Source organism: Sphingomonas xinjiangensis (assembly GCF_014199255.1).
Lineage (GTDB): Bacteria > Pseudomonadota > Alphaproteobacteria > Sphingomonadales > Sphingomonadaceae > Sphingomonas > Sphingomonas xinjiangensis.
In genome coordinates this window covers 389,051-405,219 of the sequence record NZ_JACIJF010000003.1, presented here as the reverse complement: position 1 = coordinate 405,219, position 16,169 = coordinate 389,051, and the positions used below count along the sequence as shown (strand labels likewise).

The following is a 16,169-nucleotide window of genomic DNA, read 5'->3' as shown; positions in this document are numbered from 1 at the left end:
CCAAAGCTCGACTCCTTGCCGGGAGTTGAGCGTGCTGGTCGCAAGGCTGGAAGTATTGGGAGAGATCGACCAGCGGGGAGCCGTGCGCTTCTATGTCGCGGGCGAAGCGCGGCTGCGCGGTGGCGACGGGGGTCCGGTGGACGTGCAGATCGAGAATCTGTCCCGCACCGGCTTTCTGTTCCTGTCGCCGCTTGAGTACCCCGTCGGCACCCTGGTGACCATCGGGCTGTCCGGGGCCGGCCTGCGCGAGGCGCGCGTCGTGCGCAGCGAGGGCGAACGGCATGGCTGCGAGTTTCTCGAGCCCCTGGCCGAGACGCAGATGGAACGCGCCTATCGGGGCCAGGCCTCCATGTTCGCTGAGTTGCGCGAAGCGCTCGCGCACTGGCCGCTGCCGGATCCCGCACCGCAGGACTCGCTGCCCGACAATGTCACGCCTTTTCCCAAACGCTGACACGGTTTGACCGCAAGCGGCGGGATGCGGTGCCGCGGCGCCGCGGGTATACCCCTCGCATGACACAGCAGCAGGCACTATCCGACGATGCGGCCTGGGCGGCGTTCGAGGCGCGCGACCGGGCCTATGACGACCGGTTCGTCGTCGCGGTGACTACCACCGGCATTTATTGCAAGCCCACTTGTCCGGCGCGTCGGCCGAAGCGCGCGCATGTCCTTTTCCTGCCCGGCCCCGAAGCGGCACGCATGGCGGGGTTTCGGGCCTGCCTGCGGTGCAAGCCCGACGAAATCACCCGCGAACGCTTGGCGGTGGCCAAGGCAGTGGCGCTTCTCGATGGTGCCGAGGCGAGCTTGACGCTGGAGGCACTGGCCGGCGCTGTCGGCTACGCGCCGCATCATTTCCAGCGGCTGTTCAAGCGCGCAACGGGCGTCAGCCCCGCCGCTTATGCACGCGGTCTGCGTGCGCGCCGCGCCGCCGAAGCTCTGGACGAAGAAGCCAGCGTCACCGCCGCGATCTATGCGGCGGGCTATTCCGCGCCCAGCCGCTTCTACGAAAGCGCGCAGGCGCGACTCGGTATGACACCCAGCATATGGAAGCAGGGCGGGGCAGGGGTGACGATCCGCTGGACGGTTGCACCGACCAGCCTGGGCCCGCTGCTGATCGCCGCGACGGACAAGGGATTGTGCCGCGTCGCCTTCGATGAAGATGCGGAGGGCCTCGCCAGGCGCTTCCCCGCCGCGGAGATCCGAGAAGGCGGCGAAGCCCTGGAGCGCCTTGGCGCGCGTGTCGTCGCAGAACTGGAAACGCCCGGGCGCGACATCAGCCTGCCGCTGGACGTGCGGGGCACCGCCTTTCAGGAAGCGGTGTGGCAGGCGCTGCGCGCCATTCCGCCAGGCGAGACGCGTAGTTATTCCCAGCTGGCCGTTGCCGCCGGTCGCCCGGGAGCGGTGCGGGCGGCCGGCACGGCCTGCGGCGCGAACCAAGTGGCGGTGATCATCCCCTGCCACCGTGCACAGCGTAGCGACGGCACCATGGGCGGCTATGCCTATGGCATCGATCGCAAGCGGGTTCTGCGCCGGCGCGAAGGGGTGCAGGACTGAGGGTGCCGAGACGCGCGTGTACCTCGAAAGAACGAGACCGGAGCCCCGCACGCCTCGACACCGATGCTTGAGCCGTCCGATGTTACGAAACTATGACATCGGCAGGGGCACGGCAGGACGTTCGTCGATTCGGCAGCGGACGCGCGGCTAAGCTGCGTGTCCGCCGCTAGTCCGCGGCGGACGCTCCTGGCGCCGCGCGGCAGCCATAGACCAGCTTTTCGTTGTACACCTGCGGCAACGATGCGCGGATTGCCTGCTGCTGCGTCGCCAGGTTCGCCCGTGCCGCCTGATCGGCGGAGCAGGTCTTGAGCGGCACCGCCGCCCGCAGCTGCCGCGCGCGCGTCATCTGCTCGGCAGAGAGCAGGTAGCGCGTGTTGGTGTAGGTTCGCGTCGCCGGGTCATAATCCAGCACCGAGACGGTCTGTTCCTGCCCGGGCACCAGGATGCGCTGCCACCGATCGCCCGCTTCGGCATATTGCGTACGCCCGTTGATGCACCCGTCGCGGCCGATATCCAGGTTCACCGTATTGGTCGCGGTCACCGTCACGCGGCTGCGCTCGGGCTGAAGCGTGCAGACCAGCTTGCCGCGCCCGGCATTGGGCGCCGGCACGGCGCTGTTGCCGGGGGCCGCCTTGGGCAGCGCCAAGACTCGGTCGGGGTTGAAGTTCGGGCGGCTGAGGAACAGCACCACCGCGCCCAGCATCAGCACGCCGCCGCCTATCGCGACCCAGACGGCCTCGCGCCGGCGCTCACGCGACAGCAGCAGCCCGGCGCCGCCCAGCGCCAGCGCCCCGAGCACCAGCAGCACCGCGGCGCCGGCCATGAAGTTCTCGCGCGTCGCCTCGTTGCGGGCGCGTGCCTGTTCCAGCGCCTGCTGGCGGTTCGCCTCCGCCTTGGCGGCCGCGGCGCGTGCTTCCTGCTCGGTTAATTGGCGCGCCTGTTCGTCGGCACTCCGATCGCGCGCCATCTGCTCTTCGACAGTGGTGCAGGAGGTTCCGACCGCCGCCACCGGCTGGCGCGCTTCCTGAAGGAAGGCGGCCAACTCGCTCTGGGCGATGGCGAAGGCGAAAGTCGCGTCCCCTTCATCCGCGCGCGTGATCGCCGAATTAACCCCGATTACGCGGCCGCAGCGGTCGAGCAGCGGGCCGCCCGAATTGCCGCGCGCGATGTTGGCGGTGTGCAACAGCACATTGGTGCCTTCCAGCGCGCGCGCGCCGGCGAAGCCGCCCTGCGAGCGCACCGGCGATTGCGGCTTGATGAAGTCCGCGGCCGAGCGCGCGGTGGCGAGATCGACATTGCCGGGATAGCCCAGCGCGATCAGCGCCTCGCCGTCGGTGGGCGCGCCGGTGAACAAGGTAAGGGGAGAGAGGCGCACGCCCGAAAACTCGATGAGCGCCAGGTCGCGCGCCGGATCGATCGCGATCAGCCTGCCCTGGACGGACTTGTCGCCCTCAGACGGCACGACGCCGATCACGACATTGTCGGGATAGCGCGACGCAAGCTCGACGACATGGGCGTTGGTGACGATCCGGTTGGGCGCCACGGCAAAGCCGCTGCCATGGCCAAAGCCGACCACTTCGTCGTCGACGACCGCGATGGTCACGATCCGCACCACGCCGCGCCCCGCCGCGGAAATGTCATCCGCGCGCGCCGGCGCGCTCCACACCAGCATCAACGCCACCAGCGCCAGCAACCGCCGAACCATGAAATCCCGACCCTCTCGTTGTGCCAGAGCTTTCGGGGAAAACGGCCTTGGGTTCAAGCTGGCGGGGCGACGCCGGGCGGGTTTATGTTGGCTCGCGCGCGTCCTCGCCGTCCTTCGCCTCATCCAGCTTGTGCAGCACCGCGTCGGTGTCGCCACTGTCGATCAACGTGATCAGCGCGTTGGATATCACCGCCAGCCCTTTACCGTGCGGCTGAAAGGCGAGCGGCGCCAGCATCGCGCGCGCACCCTTCTTGTCGCCGTCGCGCAGCAGCATGGTGGCCAGGTTGAAGCGGAGCCGATTGTCCTGCGGCGCCAGCTGGAACGCTTTATGCAATCCGGCCTTGGCATTGTCGCTGGGCGCCGCGCCGATATCCACGAAGCTGCGGTAATAGAGGATCAACGGCTCGGGATCCTCCGGATCGATGCGGTTGCCCGCCGCGATGATCTTCCGGATTGCGCTCCAGGTGGCGGGCGTCTTGTCGCCTGCTTTCTGGGCGGCCGCCATACGCGCCATCGCCTTGTACACATGGGCGTCAACCGCGTTGGCATCAGCCTTCAACGCGCGGTCGGCCGCAGCCTCCGCCGCCGGGTAGTCGCGCGCATCATAGGCCGCTTCAGCCAGCACCAGCTGCGCGCCGCAATCATTGGGGTAAGCGGCCGCGGCGCGCCGTGCGCGCTCGTACACGCCCGGCGCGGACTTGGCATTCACGCCCACCTTGGAGCGGATGCGCACGTCCATCGTCGCGGCTTCGCCGGCCGTCAGCTTGCGCATCTGGACCGCGGCAGGCTTGATGACCGACGCGCTGAGCTTGCGCACGCCGAAGGTGCCACGCTTGTAGCGCTCCAGCTCGCGGTCGAGCGCGTCCAGATCGCCGAACGCCTTTGCCGCCTCCAGCGGCGGTTTTCCCGCGTTGATGGCGGTCAGATACTCGGCCAGTTGACCGCGGCGCTGCCCAGACAGCAGCAGGTAATGCGACAACAGCCAACCCCGGCCATACAGGCCCTCGCGCTGCTGGTCGCTCAGCTTCAGCGTGTCGGCCATCAGCAGTTTCTTGATCGGCAGCGCGTTGCCGGTCATCAGCCCATAGCCGCGATATTGCGGCGGACGCCCGTAATCGATCGCGCCGTCGTCATAGAACTTCACCGTCGCCAGCGTCTCGGCATATCCCTCGATATACCAAGACGGGTAGACGGCGTTGGGCGACTGGGTCCAGAACAGGTGGTGGGTATATTCGTGCAGCAGGATCGCCTGTGCGCTCAGGCTCGTCTCCGCCGCCCCTGCCGAGCGCGGCACCACCGCCAGCGATCCGCCCGCGCGCGGCTGGTAGAAACCAGCGGCATTGCGAAACGAGAGCCGCTCCACATCGGCGGTATCATCGACGACATACACCGTGACGCGGTTCGCCTTGCCGACCGGCTCGTCCGGCAGACCCCGCATCCAGCGAATCGCGGCATCGAACCGCTCCAGCCGGCCAGCGAACTGCTCCAGCTTTGCCGGCGATTGTTCGGAATAGACCACGAAATGCGCGGTGCTGGCTTCGTGCCACTCCGCCGCATGGGCGCTGACCGGCGCCAGCATCCCGGCCAGCAACAGCGAAATTCTCTTCATTCCTCGCCCCCTCAAGCAGTCGACCGACGATAGCCGTGTCTGCCGCATCGGGATTGCAGCAAAGCGACACGCGCTAGAGGAAGTTATACGGGTCCACGTCCACCGCGACGCGCACCTTGGCGCCCCATTCGAGCCCACCCAGCCATTCGCGGATCACGTCCTGCACGTCGAACGCGCGCCGGGCATGCACCAGCAGGCGAAAGCGATGCCGCCCGCGCAGCATGGCGAGCGGGGCTGGGGCGGGGCCGTAAACGTGCATCTCTTCGCTCTGCGGTGCCGTGCGGCCGATCATCCGCGCGACGTCATGCGCCGCGCCCTTGTCCTCGCTCGACACGATGATCGCGGCATAGCGCCCGAACGGCGGCGCCTCCGCCTCGCGCCGCGCCTCGGTTTCGGCTTCGTAGAAGGCGGCGCTGTCGCCGGACACCAGCGCCTGCATCACCCCGGCGTCCGGAGCGTGCGTTTGGATAAACACGGTGCCCGGCTTCTCGCCGCGCCCGGCGCGTCCCGACACCTGCATGATCTGCTGGAAGGTCCGTTCGGCTGCGCGCAGATCGCCGCCATCGAGCCCCAGATCGGCGTCGACCACCCCCACCACCGTCAGGTTCGGGAAGTGATAGCCCTTGGTCACCAATTGAGTGCCCACGACGATGTCGATGTCGCCATGCTCCATGCGCTGCACGAACTCGGCCGCCTTGGCCGGCGACCACAAGGTGTCGGAGGTGACGATCGCCGTCTTCGCCTGTGGCCACAGCGCCGCCACTTCGTCGGCGATCCGCTCCACGCCCGGCCCGCACGCGACCAGGCTGTCGGGCTCCTCGCATTCGGGGCAGATCTCGGGCGTCGGCACGCTATGCCCGCAATGGTGGCACGACAGCCGCCGGATCAGCCGGTGCTCGACCATCCAGGCGGTGCAGTTCGGACATTGAAAACGGTGTCCGCAATGCCGGCACAGCGTCAGCGGCGCATAGCCGCGGCGATTGAGGAACAGCAGCGACTGTTCGCCCCGCTCCAGCGCCGCGTCGATCGCCAGCACCAGCTTTGGCGCCAGCCAGCGCCCGCGCTCGGGCGGTTCCTTGATCAAGTCGATCGCCTCGATCTCGGGCAATTCGGCCACGCCGTAGCGGCCCGGCAGCTTCAGCTCTTCGTAGCGGCCAAGCTCGACCTGGTGCCGCGTTTCGATCGCCGGCGTAGCGGAAGCGAGGATCACCGGGCAGCTCTCGAACTTGCCGCGCATCACCGCAACGTCGCGCGCATGGTAGTGCACGCCGTCTTCCTGCTTAAAGCTGGTCTCGTGCGCCTCGTCGACGACGATCAGGCCCAGGTTGCGATAGGGCAGGAACAGCGCCGAGCGCGCACCCACCGTTACCATCGCCTGCCCCCTTGCGATCGCCCGCCAGGCGCGGCGGCGCTGTGAGGTGCGCAGCCCCGAATGCCAGGCGATCGGCTCGCACCCGAATCGCTTGGCAAAGCGCGTGAGGAACGGCTCGGTCAGCGCGATCTCGGGCAGCAGCACCAAGGTCTGCTTGCCCGCGGCCAGCGCTGCTGCGACGGCTTCGAAATAGACCTCGGTCTTGCCCGAGCCCGTGACGCCATCGAGCAGGAAGGGCTGGAACGCCGCCGCGCCCACCGCCTGGCGAAGGATGCTCGCGACGTCGATTTGTTCCTTGCTGAGCTCGGGCGGGGCGAAGTTCGGATCGGGTAGGGGGTAGGGCGAGTCGGTATCCACCGTCACCGCCTCGATCGCGCCGAGCTTGCACAAGCCCCGAATCACTGCCTCGGACACGTCAGCGATAGTGGCGAGTTCGCGCACCAGCCCCTGGCGGTCGCCGATCCGCTCCAGCGCCTGTTCGCGCTGCGGCGTCATCCGATCGGGCACCAACCCGGTGGCGCGATATTCGATGATGGTCGGCGCATTCTCGAACGCCGCGGTCGAAGACAGCGCCATGCGCAGCACCGACGAGAGCGGCGCCAGATAGTAGTTCGCCGTCCATTCCACCAGCCGCCGCACCGCTGCGGTCAGCGGCGGCGCATCGGCGACCGACAACAGGTTGCGCAGCCGGTTGTCGCCGACTTCCTCGGTCGGCAGCCGCTCGGCTTCCCACACCACCCCGGCATAAGGACGCGGCCCGATCGGCGCAGACACGATCGACCCCGGCTCGACACGCATGCCGTGCGGCACGCGATAGTCGAGGGGGCCAAGCGCTGGATGCAGCACGAGGACACGGGCGCGGTTGCCGGGCATTGTTCCCAATATGGGTATTTTGTGCCCCGACGGAATCCCCTTCAGAGCGACAGCGACAGTTGCAGCGACATTGCGTGGTCCATCTGCGCGCGATTGCCGTCGCGCGCGAAGCGATATTGGTTCAGATATCCGATGTCCGCGGACAAGTCTTTCATCAGCGGCACCGTGACGCCGACAAGGTTGCGCATTCGGTCATAGCCGGCGCTCTGGCCCCATCGCGTGTCATTCGCCATGAAGAAACTCTCATGGCTGGCAAACAGCGACACGCCGTTGCCGACAGGATGATTGTAGCGGATTAGCGGGCGGATGCGGAAGCCAATCTCGTTCCCGTCAGGATGGAAACGCTCGTCGACCCGGAAGCGCCCCGTTATCCGTCCAAAGGTCAGCACGACATGCTGGCGCAGCCGGCTTTCATCGTCGGCGGTATTGCCGCCATGCCCGGCGACATGACGATAGCCAAAGCCGACCTCGACATGTTCCGACAGTTTGTGGCTGACGATCCCGCCCAACTCCGTGTGGAACAGCCCGTCTTGCCGGTCGCTCCATCTGGCGATGCCTTCCACGGTGAGGCGGGTGTCTTCGCTCAGCCCGATATTGACGTTGGTCTGCGTCCAAAGCTGCGCATCTTCTGTCTGCGCCGCGGCAGTGGCCGGGAGCAGCAGCGCGGCGGAGAATGCGAGCAGGCGCAAGGCAGGGTGCTCCAGGTTCGGCGGCGCGGATACGCGATCCGTTGCCAAATGGACGCATCGCGATAGGCTGTCGATCCTGCAACAAGGGGGAGGGGAGTTATGTTCCTGACTGCACTCGCGCTGAGCCTGACGCCGGCGCCTTGCCGGACCTACGACGCCGCGCTGCCGCCGCAACTGCGCGGCTGGCCCCGTGCGGGACGAACGCTCGACACCGGCCACGCGGTGACGCTGAACGCGGGCCGTGACCACAGCCTGGCCACTACCGTGCGAATCCGCAAGGCAGGGACCTTCGGTGTCGCTCTGGATCAGTCCGGCTGGATCGACGTCGCACGCGGGCGCGGCAAGCCGCTGCGCTTTTCCAGTGAGGCGCATGGTCCGCGCTGCTCGACCATCCAGAAGATCGTCCGCTACCGGCTGCAACCGGGCACCTATCGCGTCTCGGTCTCCAGGCTTAAAGGAACGCGGGCGCGGCTGATGCTGGTGCGCTACTGACTCCTACTGATCCGAGGATCCGACCATGAAGTTCTTCGCCGATACCGCCGACACCAAGGACATTCGCGACCTGGCCGATGCGGGCCTGCTGGACGGGGTCACCACCAACCCGTCGCTCATCCACAAGGCGGGGCGCAACTTCCTGGAAGTGGTCAAGGAAATCAGCGACATCGTGCCGGGCATGCCGGTGTCGGCCGAAGTCGTCGCGCTCGATTATGAGACGATGATGAAGGAAGCTGAGGTCGTCCGGAAAATCGCCGACAATATCGCGGTCAAGGTGCCGTTGACCATTGACGGTCTGAAGACCTGCAAGGCGCTGACCGACGACGGAACCATGGTCAACGTGACTCTCTGCTTCTCTGCCAACCAGGCGCTGCTCGCCGCCAAAGCCGGCGCGACCTTCGTCTCGCCGTTCGTCGGCCGCCACGACGATGTCGGCTTCGACGGCATGGACCTGATCGAGGACATCCGCCTGATCTACGACAATTACGATTTTGACACCCAGATCCTGGTCGCCAGCGTCCGCCATCCGGTCCATATTCTCCAGGCCGCCAAGATCGGCGCCGACGTGATGACCGCGCCGCCCGCGGTGATCCGCCAGCTCGTCAAGCACCCGCTGACCGACAAGGGCATCGAAGGCTTCCTGTCCGATTGGGCCAAGACCGGCCAGACCATCGGCTGATCTGATCGGGCGGCGGTTCCAAGATCCTCCCCCGGAGGGGGAGGGGGACCGCCGCCGCAAGGCGGTGGTGGAGGGGTATTGGCCGCAAGTGACACAGCTCGTGGAGACTACCCCTCCGTCACGCTCTGCGTGCCACCTCCCCCTCCGGGGGAGGATTGCGTAAGCTGACCGGGTGACTACTCCGCTCCCCCTCCTCTACGCCCAACACCTCGCCCGCGACCGCCGCCGCTCGGCGCACACGGTTCGCGCCTATGCGGCCACCGCGGTTCGCCTGCTTGCCTTCCTCCAGTCGCACTGGGGCGGCCCAATAGCCCGTGACGCCCTCGCCAAGATCACCCCCGCCGACCTCCGCGCGTTCCTCGCCCACCGTCGTACCGAAGGCCTGTCGAACGCCTCCGCCGCGCGCGAGCTGTCCGCTGTTCGCGGTTTCCTCAAGTTCGCATGTGGCGACGGCGCCGAACTGCCCCGCCTGCGCGGACCCCGCGTCAAGAAAGGCATTCCCCGCCCGATCTCCCCGCAGGAAGCCGTGGCGCTTGCCGAAACCGTGTCGGAGGAGGCGCGCGAGCCCTGGATCGCCGCACGCGATTGGGCGGTGCTGTTGCTGCTATATGGCGCGGGCCTGCGCATCGGCGAGGCGGTTGGCCTCACCGCCGCAGTGTTGCCGCTGGGCGAGACCTTGTCGGTCACCGGTAAGCGCAACAAGACCCGCCTCGTGCCGCTGCTGCCGCAGGTGCGTGCGGCGATCGATGCCTATGCGGAAGCCTGCCCTTACGCGCTGAGCCGCGACGCGCCCCTGTTCCGCGGCGCCAGGGGTGGGCAGTTGTCGTCCGGCATCATCCGCAAATCGGTCCAGGGTGCCCGCGCCATGCTCGGCTTGTCGGAACGCACCACGCCACATGCGCTGCGCCACAGCTTCGCGACGCATCTGCTGGGCCGCGGCGCGGATCTACGCTCGCTTCAGGAACTGCTCGGCCACGCCAGCCTGAGTTCGACGCAAATCTACACCGCCGTCGACGCGGCGCACCTGCTCGACGTCTATCGAAACGCCCATCCCCGCGCCTAACGTTGTGCGCGCGGCTTCCAGGTCGCGACTCGCCACACATAGCCGCCGATGCACAGCGCGCCGAAGGCGATCAGCCCTGGCACGATGAACCGCTCGATATCGGCGATGTGCGTGTCGAGTCCCATGCCCACGGCCACCAGCAGGCAGTTCCACAACAGGCTGCCGGCGCAGGTGAACAGCGAGAAGCGCCAGAACGGCATGTGCATCATGCCCGCCGGGATCGAGATCACCGTGCGCCCGAACGGCAGGAAGCGGAACACGAACACCGTCACGCCGCCCCAGCGATCGAAATACCGGTGCAGCTTTTCCACATCGTCCCATTCAAGCGTCAGCCACCGGCCCCAGCGCGCGACCATGGGCCGCAACCGCTCATAGCCCAGGCGTCGCCCGATCTCCCACCAGAACAGATTGCCGACCAGCGTTCCCAGCGTGCCGACCACGATCACGCCGATCAGGTCGAGCTTGCCCTTGGACACGGCGATGCCCGCCATGCCCATGATCGCTTCAGAGGGGACCGGCGGCACGACATTTTCGAGCATCATCAACAGGAAAATGCCCCAATAGCCCCAGTCCAGAAATCGGGTCATCGCGGATCGCTCAACCGGCCAGGGCGGCGATGCGGCGTTCGATCGCCTGCCAGATCACCGCACCGGTATCGGTGCCGTTGAACCGGTCGATCGCGACGATGCCGGTGGGGGAGGTGACGTTGATCTCGGTCAGCCACTCGCCGCCGATCACGTCGATGCCGACGAACAGCAGCCCGCGCTTCTTGAGCTCGGGCCCAAGCACGCCGCAAATCTCCTGCTCGCGCGGCGTCAGCTCGGTCTTTGCCGCCGAACCGCCGACCGCCAGGTTCGACCGGATCTCGCCTTCGCCTGGGATGCGGTTGATCGCCCCGGCCACGTCGCCATCGACCAGCACGATGCGCTTGTCGCCCGCCGCGACGGACGGGAGGAATGCCTGCACCATGTGCGGCTCGCGATAGGCGGTGTTGAACACTTCGATCAGCGCCGACAAATTGGCGCCGTCACTGCCAACCTTGAAAATCGCCTTGCCGCCATTGCCGTGCAGCGGCTTGATGACGATCTCGCCATGTTCGGCCAGAAACGCGCGTGCTTCGTCCAGGCTGCGGGTGATCAGCGTCGGCGGCATGTACTGCGCGTAATCGAGCACGAAGATCTTTTCCGGCGCGTTCCGCACATTGGCTGGGTCGTTCACCACCAGCGTCTTGTGCGCGATCCGCTCCAGCAGGTGCGTCGCGGTGATATAGCCCAGATCGAACGGCGGATCCTGGCGCATCAGCACCACATCGGCTTCTTCGCCGAGATCGAGCTTCACCGGGTCGCCGAAGCTGAAGTGATCCCCCTCCACTCGCTGCACCGTCACCGGGTGCGCCCGCGTCCAAACGCGCCCGCTCGAATAGTTGAGGTCCTCCGGGCCATAGTGGAACAGCCGGTGGCCGCGCGCCTGTGCCGACAGCATGAGGGCAAAGCTGGAGTCCCCTGCGATGTTGATGTCCTTCAACGGGTCCATCTGCACTGCAACGACAAGCGACATGAGGCCTCCTTCAGGATGGTGAGTGACGTAGCGAATTAAGTCACCCGATCCAGGCGTTCTCGATATGGCGAGGCGGGGTGCGCGGGGCAATCAGGATCACGTCGACTCGAATGTCTTCACCAGCCAAAGCGTAACGCGGCATCAGATATTCGGCCGCCGCCGCCACCCGAGCCAGCCGCCGCTCGTCGATTGCGAAGTCCAGGTCCAACGCCGCCGCGCGGGTCTTCACCTCGACGAACGCGACCAGGCTGCCTTTCCGCACGACGAGGTCGACTTCGCCGGCCGGCGTGCGGACTCGGCGGTCTAGGATCTTCCACCCCTTGAGCCATAGCCACCACGCGGCGCGCCGTTCACCCTCGCGACCGCGATTTTCCGCCTCTTTCCGGTCCCTTGCCGCAGGTTTCGCTCGTTTCATCTGCAAGGACTCGCCAGCTGTGGATAACCTGGATTAGACATACTCGACCGCACCGAAATGAGTCGGGTCGCTTGTCGCCACCGGGGGGTGTCGAACATATGGAATCGAACGAACGCTATTATCGTCGTCGTGCCATTCAGGAGATGACGGCCGCGCGCCTTGCAGTGACTGAGGGGGCTAAGCAGCGGCGCCGGGAACTGGCCGAGGGCTATGTCCGTCGCCTGGCCGAGCTGACCGGCTCGGATGAGAGCTTCCTGCTCCATTCCGTGACGGCCCACCAGGCTCAGCTCGCCTAAGGCTTCATCGCAAGCGCGCGGGCGTACAGCGCCTTGCGGTCGAGCCCCAGCTTCTTCGCCACTTCGCTCGCAGCCTTGGCAGTGGGAAGCCGCGTCAGCGCTTCGGCCAGCGCGGCGTCGGCATCGTCTTCGCTCGGGCGCGGCGCTTCGCCCGGCGGGGCGACCACCACCACGATCTCACCCTTGGGCGGCGCTTCGGCATAGCGCGCGGCGAGTTGCGACAGCGTGCCGGTCACGCACTCCTCGAACTTCTTGGTGATCTCGCGCGCCACTGCCGCCTCGCGGTCCCCCAGACCGTCCGCAAGAGCGTTCAGCGTCGCCGCCAGCCGCGGCCCGGATTCATACAAAATCAGCGTCGCCCTGATAGTGGCCACTTCGGCGATCGCCTCCGCCTTGGCCTGCATCTTGGGTGGCAGGAAGCCGATGAACAGAAACCGGTCAGTAGGCAGCCCCGCCAGCGTCAGCGCCGCCACCGCCGCGCAGGGTCCGGGGATCGTCGTCACCGCATGCCCCGCCGCCCGCGCGTCCCGCACGAGCTTGAACCCTGGATCGGAGATGAGCGGCGTGCCGGCGTCCGATACCAGCGCCACCGCTTCGGTCGCCATCCGGGCCACCAGTCCCGGGCGAACCGCGTCGGCATTATGGTCGTGATACGGCGTCATTCGCCCTTTCGCGCCCAGGTGCCGGAACAATCCGGCTGTCACGCGCGAGTCCTCGACCGCAACGATATCGGCGCTCAGAAGTATTTCAGACGCGCGCGGCGAAAGGTCGCCGAGATTGCCGATCGGAGTGGCCACGATATAGAGGCCGGGCGCGAGAACAGAATTCATCGGGGAAGTTCATGGCAGACGCCAACGGGGTACCGCAACGGGCGGTTTGGAACATCGTGCGGTCCGCCGCACTCGCAGCGACGATGATGGTGGCGGCCTGCGTCGCGCCGCGCAATGCGCCTGAGCCTGCGCGGGTGCCGCCGCCGGTCGAGCGCCCGCGCCCTGTGGCGCCGCGCCCGATCCAGCCCGGGCTGCCGCAGGACGTCGAGCGGCACCGCATCGCCTTGCTCGTTCCGCTGTCCGGCCCGAATGCCGGCGTGGGCCGCTCGCTCCAGAACGCCACGCAACTCGCGGTCCTCGATGCGCGCAATGACGATCTGCGCATCACCACCTATGACACGGCCGGCCCGGGCGGCGCTGCGAATGCCGCTGCCCAGGCGATCGCCGAGGGCAACCGCCTGATCCTGGGGCCGCTCCTGTCAGAGGATGCGCGCGTGGTCGCGCCCATCGCCCGCCAGGCGCGCGTGCCGGTGCTCAGCTTTTCCAACGACGCGACGGCGGCGGGCAACGGGACCTACATCCTCGGCTACTCGCCTTCGCAGTCGATCGAGCGCGTGGTCGATTACGCCCGGACCAGCGGCATCACCGACTTCGTCGGGCTGATGCCGGCGGGCACCTATGGCAATCGCGCGTCGACTGCCTTCCTGCGCGCAGTGGAGAGTGCGGGGGGCAAGGTGCTGGCGCTGGAAACCTATGAAGCGCGTCCTGGTTCGATGACCAGCGCGGTCGCCAAGATCAGCCGCTCGCCCTTTCAGGCGATCCTGATCGCCGGCGCGGCTGATAGCGCAGTGGCAGCGGTCCCGCTGGTCCGCCGTTCGGCCAGCGGCAAGGCGGCGCGGGTGCTCGGCACCGAGCTTTGGAACACCGACTCCGGCGTCGGCGCCCGGACGGCCCTGAACGGCGCCTGGTTCGCCAGTGTGCCCGACAATTATTATCGCCAATATGCCGGCAAGTATCGCGCCCGCTTTGGCGCCGCGCCGTATCGCCTGTCCACGCTCGGCTATGACGCAGTGCTGCTGACGATCCGCGTCGCGCGCGACTGGCGTCCGGGCTCCGAATTCCCCGAGCGGCGCCTGCTGGACCGCGACGGATTTGCCGGACTGGACGGCGCTTTCCGCTTTGGCCGCGACGGCGTGGCGGAACGGGCGCTCGAAGTGCAGGAGATTCGTGGTGGGACGACGGCAACTGTCTCCGCCGCACCGGCCAACTTCGCGGGAAACTGATCCGCTTGCCTCCCTCGCACCAGCGGGGGAGGCGCGGATTTCAAGCCAGCACCAACTCGCGCAGGATCGCCTCGAGCACTGGCATTCCGGCGCCGGTAACCCGAAGCCGATCGCCATCAAGAGCCAACAGCCCCTGCCGCTCCATCCCTGCCAGCGCTGCTGGGTCTAGCGGTGGCTCGCCGCCTGTAAGCGCGCCGATGCGCTTCAGGTCGACGCCTTCTTCCAGCCGCAGCCCCATCAGCAACGCTTCCACGCCGCGCTCCTGCGGCACCAGCGGGTCTTCGCGCTCCACACCATGGCCGTTGCGTTCCACCGAGCCCAGCCAGTTCTCCGGCTTCTTTCGCCGCAGGCTCGCGACTCCGCAGCGTCGGCCATGGGCGCCGGGACCGACGCCGGCATAGTCGCCATAGCGCCAATAAGTCAGGTTGTGCCGGCTCTCCGCGCCGGGCCGGGCATGGTTGGAAATCTCATAGGCTGGCAGACCCGCCGCGGCGGTCATCGCCCGAGTCGCCTCGAACAGGTCGGCGGCTGAGTCTGGATCAAAGGCGGCAAGCTGGCCCTTCTCGAACAAGGTGGCGAAACGCGTGCCCGGTTCGATGGTCAGCTGATAAAGCGAGAGATGCTCGGTCCCGAAGCTGAGTGCTCTACCGAGCTCGGCTTCCCACCCGGCAAGCGTCTGCTCGGGCCGCGCGTAGATCAAGTCGAAGCTCACCCGGTCGAACACCCGCTGCGCGGTATCCAGCGCCGCCAGCCCCTCGGCGGCGCCATGCGCGCGATCCAGGAAGCGCAAAGCCGCGTCGTCCAGCGCCTGCAACCCCAGCGACACCCGGTTCACGCCGGCTCGGCCGATATCGGCGAAGCGCGATGCTTCCACCGAGGAGGGGTTGGCCTCCAGCGTAATCTCGATGTCCGATTCGAACTGCCAGTGCCCGGCCGCCGCATCGATGATCGCCGCGACGGTCTCGGGCGGCATCAGCGACGGCGTACCGCCCCCGAAAAAGATCGAGCCTAGCCGCCGCCCGGGCAGCAACGCGGCTTCATGCGCCAGGTCGGCCAGCAAAGCCGCGCGCCACGCTTCCTGGTCCACGCTCTCGCGGACATGGCTGTTGAAGTCGCAATAGGGGCATTTCGACACGCAAAACGGCCAATGGACGTAGAGTGCCAGCGGGAGGTCGGCGGTCATGGATTCAGCGCTGTCCAAAGCCGGACCGGCTGGAGCGGGTAACGGGAATCGAACCCGTGTATTCAGCTTGGAAGGCTGCTGTACTACCATTGTACTATACCCGCCCGGTGCCGAGGCTTGCCTGAGCGTGCCCAGCCGCGATGTGCAGCGGAGCGGAGAGCCGCCGAGTGCCACAAGCACCCGGGGCTGGTCAACTATTTCGCTGCAGGGGCAGGGCGGCTGAGCACATAGGTGCCGCAGGCCAGCAGCAGGACCGCGACGCCTGCGGCAAGCCAAGGGGCGGGATGCGCCTGCCACAGGAACAGGGCGTATCCGCCGGCCATGCTGATAACGGCCACTATCTTGGCGACGGTGGGAATGGCGCCCTCGGCGCGCCATGCGCGTAGGGGTGGGCCGAAAAAGCGGTGGTTTAACAACCAGTTCTCCAGCCGCGGCGACGATTTGCCGAAGCTCCATGCAGCCAGGATGATGAAGATCGTGGTGGGCATGACAGGCAGAAACGCGCCGATCACGCCCAGCGCGACGAAGAACAGCCCCAACAGCAGATAACCGGCGCGCACGACGCGTGAGGGTGCAAGCTCGGACACGCGCTTCACTTGCACCCCCGACCGGCGGCGCACAACGAAAGA

Annotated in this window: 17 protein-coding genes and 1 tRNA gene; 7 read left to right on the top strand and 11 right to left on the bottom strand. The window is 67.2% G+C overall.

All coding sequences use genetic code 11. The features are described 5' to 3' along the window. The first annotated feature begins 31 nt into the window (after positions 1 to 31). Together FHT02_RS07635 and ada are read left to right on the top strand one after the other, a co-directional pair. The gene (locus tag FHT02_RS07635) at positions 32 to 451 is read left to right on the top strand and encodes a PilZ domain-containing protein (RefSeq protein WP_184086133.1); all 420 of its coding nucleotides are present in this window, start codon (positions 32 to 34) and stop codon (positions 449 to 451) included. 59 nt (positions 452 to 510) lie between these two features. Continuing rightward, the gene (ada, locus tag FHT02_RS07630; protein ID WP_184086131.1) at positions 511 to 1,551 is read left to right on the top strand and encodes a bifunctional DNA-binding transcriptional regulator/O6-methylguanine-DNA methyltransferase Ada; all 1,041 of its coding nucleotides are present in this window, start codon (positions 511 to 513) and stop codon (positions 1,549 to 1,551) included. Between the two features lie 166 nt (positions 1,552 to 1,717). Here ada and FHT02_RS07625 read toward each other — a convergent pair whose 3' ends face one another. The 4 genes from FHT02_RS07625 to FHT02_RS07610 form a co-directional block, all read right to left on the bottom strand. Continuing rightward, positions 1,718 to 3,256, bottom strand: a complete 1,539-nt coding sequence (locus FHT02_RS07625) for a S1C family serine protease (protein WP_184086129.1) — start codon at positions 3,254 to 3,256, stop codon at positions 1,718 to 1,720. A gap of 82 nt (positions 3,257 to 3,338) precedes the next feature. Next, positions 3,339 to 4,865 carry a tetratricopeptide repeat protein gene (locus FHT02_RS07620; RefSeq protein WP_184086127.1) on the bottom strand — a complete coding sequence of 509 codons (1,527 nt, stop codon included), beginning with the start codon at positions 4,863 to 4,865 and terminating at the stop codon, positions 3,339 to 3,341. Positions 4,866 to 4,938: 73 nt separating this feature from the next. Continuing rightward, complete coding sequence (locus tag FHT02_RS07615; protein WP_184086125.1) at positions 4,939 to 7,110, bottom strand: primosomal protein N'; 2,172 nt, start codon at positions 7,108 to 7,110, stop codon at positions 4,939 to 4,941. 41 nt (positions 7,111 to 7,151) lie between these two features. Then, a complete protein-coding gene (locus tag FHT02_RS07610) occupies positions 7,152 to 7,799 on the bottom strand; it encodes a DUF2490 domain-containing protein (protein WP_184086123.1) in 648 nt (215 codons plus the stop codon). A gap of 99 nt (positions 7,800 to 7,898) precedes the next feature. On the opposite strand from FHT02_RS07610, the gene FHT02_RS07605 reads away from it, so the two are divergent. The 3 genes from FHT02_RS07605 to FHT02_RS07595 all read left to right on the top strand — a co-directional run bounded on the left by FHT02_RS07605 (position 7,899) and on the right by FHT02_RS07595 (position 10,036). After that, positions 7,899 to 8,291: a hypothetical protein gene (locus FHT02_RS07605; RefSeq protein WP_184086122.1), complete on the top strand. Its 393-nt coding sequence runs from the start codon at positions 7,899 to 7,901 to the stop codon at positions 8,289 to 8,291. A 25-nt stretch (positions 8,292 to 8,316) separates the two neighbouring features. Next, entirely contained in the window at positions 8,317 to 8,973 is a 657-nt protein-coding gene (gene fsa / locus FHT02_RS07600) for a fructose-6-phosphate aldolase (protein ID WP_184086121.1), read from the top strand. A gap of 172 nt (positions 8,974 to 9,145) precedes the next feature. Then, positions 9,146 to 10,036, top strand: a complete 891-nt coding sequence (locus tag FHT02_RS07595; RefSeq protein ID WP_184086120.1) for a tyrosine-type recombinase/integrase — start codon at positions 9,146 to 9,148, stop codon at positions 10,034 to 10,036. On the opposite strand, the gene FHT02_RS07590 is transcribed toward FHT02_RS07595, so the two are convergent. From FHT02_RS07590 to FHT02_RS07580, 3 genes are read right to left on the bottom strand one after another with little or no spacing between them, the layout of a single operon-like run. Further along, positions 10,033 to 10,623: a DedA family protein gene (locus tag FHT02_RS07590; RefSeq protein ID WP_184086119.1), complete on the bottom strand. Its 591-nt coding sequence runs from the start codon at positions 10,621 to 10,623 to the stop codon at positions 10,033 to 10,035. The two genes, FHT02_RS07595 and FHT02_RS07590, sit on opposite strands and share 4 nt — an antisense overlap. Positions 10,624 to 10,633: 10 nt before the next feature. Further along, on the bottom strand, positions 10,634 to 11,593 hold the full coding sequence (gene gshB, locus FHT02_RS07585; protein WP_184086118.1) for a glutathione synthase: 960 nt from the start codon (positions 11,591 to 11,593) through the stop codon (positions 10,634 to 10,636). 40 nt (positions 11,594 to 11,633) lie between these two features. Next, on the bottom strand, positions 11,634 to 12,008 hold the full coding sequence (locus FHT02_RS07580; RefSeq protein WP_184086116.1) for a YraN family protein: 375 nt from the start codon (positions 12,006 to 12,008) through the stop codon (positions 11,634 to 11,636). A 98-nt stretch (positions 12,009 to 12,106) separates the two neighbouring features. Between FHT02_RS07580 and FHT02_RS07575 the strand changes: the two genes are divergently transcribed. Continuing rightward, positions 12,107 to 12,304: a hypothetical protein gene (locus FHT02_RS07575; protein WP_184086114.1), complete on the top strand. Its 198-nt coding sequence runs from the start codon at positions 12,107 to 12,109 to the stop codon at positions 12,302 to 12,304. On the opposite strand, the gene rsmI is transcribed toward FHT02_RS07575, so the two are convergent. Then, on the bottom strand, positions 12,301 to 13,134 hold the full coding sequence (rsmI, locus tag FHT02_RS07570) for a 16S rRNA (cytidine(1402)-2'-O)-methyltransferase (RefSeq protein WP_184086112.1): 834 nt from the start codon (positions 13,132 to 13,134) through the stop codon (positions 12,301 to 12,303). The two genes, FHT02_RS07575 and rsmI, sit on opposite strands and share 4 nt — an antisense overlap. Before the next feature lie 11 nt (positions 13,135 to 13,145). On the opposite strand from rsmI, the gene FHT02_RS07565 reads away from it, so the two are divergent. Further along, complete coding sequence (locus FHT02_RS07565; RefSeq protein WP_184086110.1) at positions 13,146 to 14,357, top strand: penicillin-binding protein activator; 1,212 nt, start codon at positions 13,146 to 13,148, stop codon at positions 14,355 to 14,357. Positions 14,358 to 14,397: 40 nt separating this feature from the next. On the opposite strand, the gene hemW is transcribed toward FHT02_RS07565, so the two are convergent. From hemW to FHT02_RS07550, 3 genes are all read right to left on the bottom strand, one after another. Then, positions 14,398 to 15,540 carry a radical SAM family heme chaperone HemW gene (gene hemW / locus FHT02_RS07560; RefSeq protein ID WP_184086108.1) on the bottom strand — a complete coding sequence of 381 codons (1,143 nt, stop codon included), beginning with the start codon at positions 15,538 to 15,540 and terminating at the stop codon, positions 14,398 to 14,400. 30 nt (positions 15,541 to 15,570) lie between these two features. Then, positions 15,571 to 15,644 (bottom strand) — tRNA-Gly (locus tag FHT02_RS07555). Positions 15,645 to 15,734: 90 nt separating this feature from the next. Further along, complete coding sequence (locus FHT02_RS07550) at positions 15,735 to 16,127, bottom strand: YbaN family protein (protein WP_343056860.1); 393 nt, start codon at positions 16,125 to 16,127, stop codon at positions 15,735 to 15,737. Between the last annotated feature and the right edge of the window lie 42 nt (positions 16,128 to 16,169).

Bases quoted from the DNA above. Each gene is read 5' to 3' on its own strand.
- gshB (WP_184086118.1), bottom strand. From the start codon at position 11,593: ATGTCGCTTGTCGTTGCAGTGCAGATGGACCCGTTGAAGGACATCAAC.
- FHT02_RS07605 (WP_184086122.1), top strand. From the start codon at position 7,899: ATGTTCCTGACTGCACTCGCGCTGAGCCTGACGCCGGCGCCTTGCCGG.
- FHT02_RS07565 (WP_184086110.1), top strand. From the start codon at position 13,146: ATGGCAGACGCCAACGGGGTACCGCAACGGGCGGTTTGGAACATCGTG.
- FHT02_RS07575 (WP_184086114.1), top strand. From the start codon at position 12,107: ATGGAATCGAACGAACGCTATTATCGTCGTCGTGCCATTCAGGAGATG.
- hemW (WP_184086108.1), bottom strand. From the start codon at position 15,540: ATGACCGCCGACCTCCCGCTGGCACTCTACGTCCATTGGCCGTTTTGC.
- FHT02_RS07615 (WP_184086125.1), bottom strand. From the start codon at position 7,110: ATGCCCGGCAACCGCGCCCGTGTCCTCGTGCTGCATCCAGCGCTTGGC.
- rsmI (WP_184086112.1), bottom strand. From the start codon at position 13,134: ATGAATTCTGTTCTCGCGCCCGGCCTCTATATCGTGGCCACTCCGATC.
- FHT02_RS07580 (WP_184086116.1), bottom strand. From the start codon at position 12,008: ATGAAACGAGCGAAACCTGCGGCAAGGGACCGGAAAGAGGCGGAAAAT.
- fsa (WP_184086121.1), top strand. From the start codon at position 8,317: ATGAAGTTCTTCGCCGATACCGCCGACACCAAGGACATTCGCGACCTG.
- FHT02_RS07590 (WP_184086119.1), bottom strand. From the start codon at position 10,623: ATGACCCGATTTCTGGACTGGGGCTATTGGGGCATTTTCCTGTTGATG.
- FHT02_RS07625 (WP_184086129.1), bottom strand. From the start codon at position 3,256: ATGGTTCGGCGGTTGCTGGCGCTGGTGGCGTTGATGCTGGTGTGGAGC.
- ada (WP_184086131.1), top strand. From the start codon at position 511: ATGACACAGCAGCAGGCACTATCCGACGATGCGGCCTGGGCGGCGTTC.
- FHT02_RS07620 (WP_184086127.1), bottom strand. From the start codon at position 4,865: ATGAAGAGAATTTCGCTGTTGCTGGCCGGGATGCTGGCGCCGGTCAGC.